This window comes from Pseudomonas sp. 2995-3 (assembly GCF_002742565.1).
Lineage (GTDB): Bacteria > Pseudomonadota > Gammaproteobacteria > Pseudomonadales > Pseudomonadaceae > Aquipseudomonas > Aquipseudomonas edaphica.
The window spans coordinates 1-259 of sequence record NZ_LJSB01000362.1; the positions used below are offsets into that span (position 1 = coordinate 1).

Sequence of the window (259 nt, forward strand, 5' to 3'; positions counted from 1 at the left end):
TTTAATAGGAGAGGAAGTTTGTTTACAAGGTTGGGTGAAGAAACGCCGCGATCTTGGACAAGTTATCTTCGTAGATCTCCGTGACCGTACTGGTCACGTGCAAATTGTATTTAACGGTGAGGAAAATCCAGAAGCCCTAAGTGTAGGGGAGAAGGTTAGAAACGAATATGTTATTGAAATTAAAGGTAAAGTTATTCGTAGAGAAGAAAGTAACGTAAATGAAAAAATCCCTACAGGTAATGTAGAAGTAATTGTAAAT

1 protein-coding gene is annotated in these 259 nt (G+C 37.5%); it reads left to right on the forward strand.

From position 1 onward, the window contains the following. Positions 1-259 (forward strand): OB-fold nucleic acid binding domain-containing protein (locus tag AOA62_RS29735; RefSeq protein WP_305886552.1); only part of this gene is annotated, 259 nt, incomplete at both ends.